General features: G+C 68.0%; 7 protein-coding genes (1 of these 7 only partly in view). 3 read left to right on the top strand and 4 right to left on the bottom strand.

The features are described 5' to 3' along the window. Positions 1–22 precede the first annotated feature (22 nt). Entirely contained in the window at positions 23–1,708 is a 1,686-nt protein-coding gene (locus PSm6_RS00315; RefSeq protein WP_265169239.1) for an ATP-binding cassette domain-containing protein, read from the top strand. Continuing rightward, positions 1,701–3,110, top strand: coding sequence for an HlyD family type I secretion periplasmic adaptor subunit (locus PSm6_RS00310; RefSeq protein WP_265169238.1), 1,410 nt, complete (start codon positions 1,701–1,703; stop codon positions 3,108–3,110). Before PSm6_RS00315 ends, PSm6_RS00310 begins: the two co-directional genes overlap by 8 nt. A 122-nt stretch (positions 3,111–3,232) precedes the next feature. On the opposite strand, the gene PSm6_RS00305 is transcribed toward PSm6_RS00310, so the two are convergent. From PSm6_RS00305 to PSm6_RS00295, 3 genes are all read right to left on the bottom strand, one after another. Then, positions 3,233–3,790 (bottom strand): prolyl hydroxylase family protein, encoded by a 558-nt coding sequence (locus tag PSm6_RS00305; protein WP_265169237.1) that lies wholly within the window; start codon positions 3,788–3,790, stop codon positions 3,233–3,235. A 120-nt stretch (positions 3,791–3,910) separates the two neighbouring features. Further along, the gene (locus tag PSm6_RS00300) at positions 3,911–4,483 is read right to left on the bottom strand and encodes a cysteine dioxygenase family protein (protein ID WP_265169236.1); all 573 of its coding nucleotides are present in this window, start codon (positions 4,481–4,483) and stop codon (positions 3,911–3,913) included. 163 nt (positions 4,484–4,646) lie between these two features. After that, positions 4,647–5,546: a DMT family transporter gene (locus tag PSm6_RS00295; protein ID WP_184488090.1), complete on the bottom strand. Its 900-nt coding sequence runs from the start codon at positions 5,544–5,546 to the stop codon at positions 4,647–4,649. A 120-nt stretch (positions 5,547–5,666) separates the two neighbouring features. Here PSm6_RS00295 and PSm6_RS00290 point away from each other — a divergent pair, with 120 nt between their 5' ends. After that, positions 5,667–6,998 (top strand): aminotransferase-like domain-containing protein, encoded by a 1,332-nt coding sequence (locus PSm6_RS00290; protein WP_265169235.1) that lies wholly within the window; start codon positions 5,667–5,669, stop codon positions 6,996–6,998. Between the two features lie 11 nt (positions 6,999–7,009). On the opposite strand, the gene PSm6_RS00285 is transcribed toward PSm6_RS00290, so the two are convergent. Continuing rightward, positions 7,010–8,185 carry the 3' portion of a GGDEF domain-containing protein gene (locus tag PSm6_RS00285; protein ID WP_021219946.1) on the bottom strand. It continues 27 nt past the right edge of the window, so the window shows 1,176 of its 1,203 coding nt (coding positions 28–1,203); its start codon lies off the right edge, out of view — the gene reads right to left on this strand; its stop codon occupies positions 7,010–7,012.

The raw sequence follows: 8,185 nt of genomic DNA, 5'->3' as shown, positions 1-8,185 counted from the left end.
GCTTTTACCGAGTAGTACCGAGATGAACGAGTTTCTCCGCCGCATCGCCCTGCAGCCCAGGCTCCGCCTGGAATTGCTGCTGTCTTCGCTGTTGATCAACCTGCTCGGCCTGGCCAGCTCGCTGTACAGCATCCACGTGCTCAACCGCTACCTGGCCCTGGGGGTGGACGCCACCCTGCTGACCCTGACCCTGGGCGCACTGCTGGCGGTGGGCTTCGAGGTGCTGCTGCGCAACGCCCGCCTGCGGGTGGCCCAGTGGCTGTGCGCCCGCGCCGACACCGAGCTGGGCGAGACCCTGTTCGAGAGCAGCGCCCGTGGCCAGTACGCGCTGGTGGAGCAACTGCCCCACAGCGCCCGGCGCGAGATCCTTTCCGGGCAGAGCACGGTGCAGCAGTGCTTCGGCGCGCCGAACCTGGTGACCCTGCTGGACACGCCCTTCGCCTTCGTCTTCGTGGTGGTGCTGGGCATGCTCAGCCCCTTCCTCGCCGGCATGACATTGCTGGTGATGGCCGGCGTGGCGCTGGTCTCGTTGCTGGCCCAGCGCCGCCTGCGCGAGCCGATGGAAGCGCAGAGCCGTATCGCCATCCAGATGGCCGGCTACCAGCACAACCTCACCGCCGGCGGCGAGATGGTCCGCGCCTTCTCGGCGGCCGATGTGCTGAAGGAGAAGTGGCGCGCCTGCGCCGACGACCAGGCCGAGCAGCGCGCGCAGCTCAACCGCCTGCAGAACACCATGCAGAACGCCAGCTACGCCGGGACGCTGATCCTCGGCATGGTGATCATGGGCCTGGGCGCCCGCCAGGTGCTGGCGGGCAACCTCGACGTCGGTTCGCTGATCGGCTGCAACATCCTCGCCAGCCGTGCCCTGGCGGCGCTGACCCGGGCTCTGGGCCTGGGCGAGCAGATTGGCCGTGGCCAGCGCGCCCTGGACCTGGTGCGCCAGCTCTGCGCCATCCCCCGCGAGCGCGCCGAGGGCGTACGCCTGGGGCAGATGCAGGGTGCCCTGCGCTTCGAGGACATGGCGTTTTCCTATCCCAAGCAGGCGGTGCCGGTGCTGGAGCACTTCGACTACCAGCTGGAAGCCGGCAAGGTGCTGGCCTTCACCGGCGCCAACGGCAGCGGCAAGACCACCATGGCGCGGCTGCTGGTGGGCCTGCTGGAACCCCTGCGCGGGCACCTGCTGGTGGACGGCATGGACCTGCGCCAGGCCGACCCGCAGTGGTGGCGCCGGCAGGTGGCCTACCTGCCCCAGGAGCCGCAGTTCTTCGACGGCACCCTGCGCGAGAACCTCTGCGTGCTGGCGCCGGAAACCCCGGACGCACGCGTGCTGGAGCTGTGTCGCGAGCTGGCCGTGGGCGCCTTCGTCGAAGGCGGCGCCGAAGGCCTGGGCCTGGCCCTGCGCAACGGCGGGGCGAACATTCCGCTGGGCATCCGCCGGCGCCTGGCGCTGGTGCGCGCGGTGCTGGGGGAGGGGCGCCTGGTGGTGCTGGACGACCCCACCGAGGGCGTCGACGCCGAGGGCTGCAAGGCCATCGCCGCGCTGCTCAGCCGCTTGGCCCGAGAGGGCCGCACCCTGGTGGTGATGAGCAACGAGCCCTTCATCCTCGGGGCCGCCGATGCGGTGATCGACCTCAACCACAAGCCGGTGCCCCGCGTGCTGCGTGAACCCGCCCGCGAGCCCGCTCGCGCAGGAGCCAGCCATGTCTGAACAGAGCCTGCCCCTGGACGACCAGCCGACCCGCCTCGGCCGCGCCGCCGACCGCCTGCTGGGCGCCTTCGAGAACAACCCGTTGCTGCGCCGACTGGTGGGTGTCTTCCTGCCGGCCCAAGGCGATGCATTGCCCGGCGACGAGCTGCTGGGCAGCCGCCTGACCATCCGCTTGCTGGCACTGCTGCTGGGCGCGTTGCTGTTGTGGTCGGCGCTGTTCACCCTGGACATCGCCAGCCATTCCACCGGCGAGGTGGCCTCGATGGGCCAGACCAAGCTGGTGCAGCACCTGGAGGGCGGCATCGTCCGTCGCATCCTGGTGCGCGAGGGCCAGCGCGTGGCGGCCGGTGAGCCGCTGGCGGAGGTGGAGCGCGTCTCGACCCTTTCCGAAGGCCGCGAGACCGAGGCGTTGCTGAGCTCGCTGCGCATCCGCGCCCTCCGCCTGGAGGCCCAGCTGGCCGGGGCCGACGAGATGCAGGTACCGGAGGAACTGGCCAAGGACTACCCCGAGCAGGTGAAGGTCAACCGTGACCTGTTCATCGCCCAGAAGAGCCGCCTGGGCAGCCGCTACGAGGAGCAGCAGCAGAAGATCCTCCAGCGTGATGCCGAGGAGAAGGAGCTGAAAGCCCGTAGCGCTCACCTCAGCGCCAAGCTCAAGCTGCTGCGGCAACAGATCGCCATCAGCGAGAAGCTGATGAAGGAAGGCCTGGCCAACCGCTACGAGCACCTGGAGCTGCTCAAGGACGAGGAGCAGCTGCGCGGCACCCTGCAGGAAACCCAGGCGTCCCTGGGCCGCGTATTGGCCGCCCAGCGCCAGGAGCAGGCGGCGCTGACCTCGCTGGATTCCGGTGGCAACGAAGAGCTGCAGAAGGAACTGGCCGAAGCGCGCCGGCAGATCACCGAGCTGCAGGAGCGCCTGCGCAAGTTCTCCGACAGCCGCGAGCGGCAGGTGGTGCGTTCGCCCATCGAGGGTGTGGTGATGACCCTGCAGGTGGTCACCGAGGGCGGCGTGATCCAGCCCGGCGGCACCCTGATGACCCTGGTGCCGGCGGACGAGCCGCTGACGATCGAGACCCGCCTGCCGGTAGGCGACATCGGCATGGTCAACCTCGGCCAGCAGGCGCGCATCCAGCTGGTTTCCTCGATTGCCCGGGGCTTCCAGCCCATCGATGGCGAGGTGGTGGACATCAGCCCGGATTCGGTGCTCGACGAGCAGAAGGTGCCGTATTACCGCGTGCGCATCCGCCCGAACCAGGACGCCTTCGTCCACCGCGGCACCCGCTACCCGTTGCTGCCGGGTGTGCCGGTGAGCGTCGCCATCCTTACGGGCGAGCGCTCGCTGTTCAACTACATCGCCGGGCCGCTTACCGATGGCATGCACCGCTCGTTCAGCGAGCCGTGATGGGGCGGGGCGATCCCCTGGGGTGTTCGGTCTCCAGGGGCGGAGTGGTGGGCTGAAGCCCACCCTACGGCGGTTGCGTCATGGTCTGTAGATTGAATGCAGCCTGAGGCGTCCTGTGGTGATCAGGGCAGGCGGCGGTACATCACGTCGCTGCGCAGCACGTACTTCACCCCGGCGGTGATGGGCGCGCCCTGGTGCATGATCGGGTGGGGGAAGACCAGCAGCATGCCGGCCTCGGGGCGGATGCTGTCTTCGCCACGGAACTGGGTCTCGCCGCCTTCGTAGTCGTCGTTGAGGTAGAGCAGGAAGGTCAGCTGGCTGATCTCGTCCTGGCTGCGGCGGTAGAAACCGTCGCGGTGCCACTTGAAGTACTGCTCGGGCGTGTAGCGGTAGAAGCGGAAGCGTTCGTTGAGCCCCACTAGCTCCCATTCGTTGTCCAGGCAGGCCGGCAGCCAGGGACGCGCGCGCTCCAGCAGCTGGTTGGCCAGCGCCGGGTCGTCGAAGAGGATGCGGTCGTTGTTGCGGATGTTCTTGTGGATCTCGTGCGCACCGTCGCGCATCTGGATGGCCGCCTCCTCGTAGCCCATGGCTTCGCTCATGCGAATGTGGGCCTGGCATTCCTCACGGGTGAGAAAGCCGTGGATGAGAAAGCGGGCGATGCCGAAGTCGGTCTTTTCCATGTCCTGTCCTTGCCGGGGCCTGGCCCCTCGTCCTTTAACCACGCGGCCGCGAGCCGCCGGCGGATGCTAGGGCGCGGCAGCGTGGTTGTCGAGGCGCGGATGCGGGGGCTGTGACGGACTCTAGTGCGATGCGTTGTGCTCGACCTCGGTGAGCTGCCGGGTGCCGCTGGCCACATCGTAGATATGGAAGTTGTGCATCAGCCGGCCATAGAGATGCAGGCTGACGGTGCGTGGGCGTTCGGTGGGCACGCCGGTGATGTGGATGTGGTCGGGGTCGGGCACGAAGCTGGTGACGGCGCCGCTGGGCAGCAGGATGACGCCGCCGCGGGCGAGCTCGATGCCCTCGTCGCGGTTGCGTTCGCTGTTCATGCAGATGTAGCTGCGCTCCTCGAGCACGCCCTCGACGATGCCGACCACGCCCCAGCTGCCGTGGTCGTGCACGGGCGTCCATTGGCCGGGCATCCACACCAGGGCGTAGAGCGAGAGGTCGTCGTTGGCCGAGCGGTGGATGAGGTTGCGCGCGTAGTGCGTCGGGTCGCTGCGGTAGTGCTCGGGCTCGAGGAAACCGGGGGCGTTGTGGATCAGCTCGGCCATGCAGGGCGCGAGGGCGGCGACGCAATCGCAGGGGGAGGATTGCTGGTGACTCAGTTCGGTGGCGTGTTCGATGAACCAGTTCAATACGGACTTCGGCATGTGCGGCACCTTCCAGTGGTTGCGCTCAGCTCGTGGCTGAGGCCGATGCTGTTTCGCCGGTGGGCGAGGGCAGGGTCATGGCGATGCCGGGATCGCCGGGATCGCCTCCGCACTGACTGTAGACGGTTTGCGCGCGGCTGCCGTGGCGCGCCGGGACGGGCGGTCAGCGAGCGAAACGGCGTGCGCCGGCGACGCAGAGGATGACCGCCAGGGTGACGCCGAGCATGGCGGGGCTGACCTCTTCGTGCAGCAAGCCGGCCGCCAGCGCCAGGCCGAAGAAGGGCTGCAAGAGTTGCAGCTGGCCGACGGCAGCGATGCCACCCTGGGCGAGGCCGCGGTACCAGAAGACGAAGCCGATGAGCATGCTGAACAGCGAGACGTAGCCGAGGCTGAGCCAGGTGGGCAGGCTGATTGTGGTGAGGGACGGCGGCAGGTACATCAAGGTGGCGATGGCCATGATCGGCAATGACAGGACCAGTGCCCAGCAGATCACCTGCCAGCCACCCAGCGCTCTCGACAGCTTGGCGCCTTCGGCATAACCGAGCCCGCAGACGACGATGGCCAGGAGCATCAGCAGATCGCCCTGGGGCGACGCGGTGAGCCCCTGGGAGAGGGCGAAGCCGACCACCAGCAGGCTGCCCAGTATCGAAAAGGCCCAGAAGGCGGCAGCTGGACGCTCCCCGCCGCGCACCACGCCGAATAGGGCGGTGGCCAGGGGCAGGAGGCCGAGGAAGACGATGGAGTGGGCGGAGGTGACGTATTGCAGGGCCAGTGCGGTGAGCAGGGGGAAGCCGAGCACGACGCCCAGCGCGACGACGGCCAGGGGCAGCAACTGTTGGCGGGTTGGGCGCCGCTCGCCGGATGCCAGCAGCAGGCACAGGGCGAGGAGGCCGGCGATGCTGGCGCGGGCGACGGTGAGGAAGGTGGGGTCCAGTTCCTGCACGGCGAAGCGTGTGGCGGGCAGCGAGCCGCTGAAGATGAGCACGCCGATGAAGCCATTGAGCCAGCCGCTGGCGGAGTTGGCGGCGAGCGTCGGGGTGTTGGGTTCGAGGGCTGCTTTCATGGCGGCTCGCTGTCCGTGCTGGTTCTGGGGGTGGTTCGCTGCGGCGCTTGGCCGGCTTGCGTGGGGCGGATGCTATGACCAAGAATCAGCACAATCAAAATATTGTCATGGATACATCTGATGCCACGCTCCCGCTACAAGGCCCTGGTCGATGCGTTTGCCGCTCATATCCGCTCCGGGCGCTTGTCGCCGGGTACACGCCTGCCGACCCATCGCCAATTGGCGGCGGAGCAGGGGCTGGCGTTGGTCACCGCGTCCCGCGTCTATGCGGAACTGGAGGCGATGGGGCTGGTGAGCGGGGAGACGGGGCGTGGAACCTTCGTGAGGGAGGTGTCGCTGCCGCCCGGGCTGGGGGTGGATCAGCAGGACGTCGAGGCCGGGATGATCGACCTCAATTTCAACTACCCCTCGGTGCCGGGGCAGGCGGAGCTGTTGCGCACGGCACTGCGCCAGTTGGCGCTGAGTGGGGACCTGGAAGCGCTGCTGCGTTATCAACCCCATGGTGGGCGCCTGCACGAGCGCGCGGTGATGGCCCGTCACCTGGCTAACCGGGGGCTGGAGGTGGCGGCGCAGCAGGTGTTGATCGTCAACGGCGCCCAGCACGGGCTGGCGGTGGCGATGATGGCGCTGCTGCAGCCGGGCGATGTGGTGGCGGCGGATGCCCTGACTTATCCCGGCTTCAAGGTACTGGCGGAGGCGTTGCGGGTGGAGCTGGTGGCCATTCCCTGTGGCGCTACAGGGCCAGATCTCGCTGCCCTGGAAAGGCTTTGCCGGGAACGACCGGTGCGGGTGCTCTACACCATGCCGACGTTGCACAACCCGCTGGGCTGGGTGATGCCGATCGAGCAGCGGGAGCGCCTGGTGGCGATCGCGCGGCGCCATGAACTGCGCATCATCGAGGACGCGGCCTATGCCTTTCTCGCCGAGGGGACGCCGCCTCCTGTTGCGGCATTGGCGCCGGAGCGGACGGTCTATGTATCCGGGTTCTCGAAAAGCGTGGCGACGGGATTACGGGTTGGTTTCGTGGCGGCGCCTGCATCCCTGGTGCCGGCACTGGAGCGCACCATCCGTGCGACCGCCTGGAATACAGCGGGGGTACTGACGGCGATTGCCTGTGGCTGGGTGGAGGACGGTACCGTGGCCCGGTTGGAATCGCAGAAGCGCGAGGACGCCCGGGCCAGGCAGGCACTGGCCGGTGAGTTACTGGCGGGGCTGCCGGTGGTGCGCCATCCCGATTCGTATTTCCTCTGGTTGCCGCTAGCGGAGGATGCCCGTGCCGATCAGGTGGCGATGGCGCTGATGCGCGAGCAGATATCGGTCTCGACTGCCGAACCTTTCGCCATATCCCTCCATGTGCCCCATGCGTTGCGGCTGGCATTGGGCTCGGTGGAAATACCGGTGCTGCAGGGAGCGTTGGCGCGGGTGAAGTCGGTGGTGGAGGCGCACCTATAAAGGAGGGCGTTTCAGAGGTCGACGGTTTCCACCCGTTCTACCCGGTCGCGCTGGCGCTTGGCGCGGTAGAGGGCCTTGTCCACCGCTTTGAGCAGGACTTCGAACTGCGGCGCGCTGCCAATGGTGCCGCTGTCGGCCAGGCCGGCGCTGAAGCCGATGTGCAGGGGCAGGGTGGGCGAGACGGGGGCGCGCCTGAGGGTGTCGCGCAGGCGGGCCATGAAGTTCTGCGCCTGCTGGATATCGGTATGGGGGAAGAGCAGGAGGAATTCCTCGCCGCCCCAGCGCACGAAGATGTCGCTCTGGCGCTTGAGGCGGTTGACCGTGTCGGAGAAGGCCTGCAGGGCGGCGTCACCGGCGGCGTGGCCGTACTGGTCGTTGATCGCCTTGAAGTGGTCGAGGTCGATCATGGCGACGGCCATGGGGCTGCGTTGCTCGGCGGCCTGGGCCCATTCCCGATTGAGGATGGGGGCAGCGCCGCGGCGGTTGAGGGCGCCGGTCAGGGTGTCGGTGATGCTCAGTTGCTGCACGTGCTGGCGCAGTTGCTCCTGGAGCATCAGCGCGTAGCTGAGGGTGAACAGGAACGAGACCATGAAGTCCATGAACAGCGCGTTGATGGAGGGCAGGTCGGGGCGGTCGAAGGGCAACGGCGGGATCGGGTGCAGGGTTAGCACGATCAGCGTCCAGCCGTGGAAGAGGATCAGCGCGGACTGCCCGGCGAGCAGGCCCCAGGCACCGCGATAGCGCTTGCGCAACTGGAGGGTGATGTTCAGCTGCAGGGCGATGGTCAGGCTGATGGCCAGTGAGAACCACGGAATGAGGTAGCTGCCGTGCAGGGCGATCACGGCGACGACGCCGTAGAGCAGGGCGGGGCCGAAGCCGATCTTCAGGTGCCAGCCGCGACTGTCGCTGCGTTCCATCAGGTGATAGAGGGCGAGGGTGTGGCTGCCGATGGCCATCAACAACAGCGCGGTGCCGGCGACGAAGGCCACCGCTGGCGGGAACAGGCCGAGCCAGGACAGCGCGCCGGCGGCAATGCCTGGTTGCATCAGGGCGACGAGGCGGTAGGCGGCCAAAAGCAGGTCCCCGGCTATCCACCAGTGCAGCGATGAATTGCCCTTGCCCAGGCCGACGTAGGACAGGCAGAGGAGCAGCATCGTCATGAGGCCGAACGGCGTGATGATCAGGAG

The organism is Pseudomonas solani (assembly GCF_026072635.1).
Taxonomy (GTDB): Bacteria; Pseudomonadota; Gammaproteobacteria; order Pseudomonadales; family Pseudomonadaceae; genus Metapseudomonas; species Metapseudomonas solani.
This window is presented reverse-complemented; position numbering and strand designations above follow the sequence as displayed.

Coding starts and splice junctions, on each gene's coding strand:
- PSm6_RS00310 (WP_265169238.1), top strand. CDS start 1,701: ATGTCTGAACAGAGCCTGCCCCTGGACGACCAGCCGACCCGCCTCGGC.
- PSm6_RS00315 (WP_265169239.1), top strand. CDS start 23: ATGAACGAGTTTCTCCGCCGCATCGCCCTGCAGCCCAGGCTCCGCCTG.
- PSm6_RS00295 (WP_184488090.1), bottom strand. CDS start 5,546: ATGAAAGCAGCCCTCGAACCCAACACCCCGACGCTCGCCGCCAACTCC.
- PSm6_RS00300 (WP_265169236.1), bottom strand. CDS start 4,483: ATGCCGAAGTCCGTATTGAACTGGTTCATCGAACACGCCACCGAACTG.
- PSm6_RS00305 (WP_265169237.1), bottom strand. CDS start 3,790: ATGGAAAAGACCGACTTCGGCATCGCCCGCTTTCTCATCCACGGCTTT.
- PSm6_RS00290 (WP_265169235.1), top strand. CDS start 5,667: ATGCCACGCTCCCGCTACAAGGCCCTGGTCGATGCGTTTGCCGCTCAT.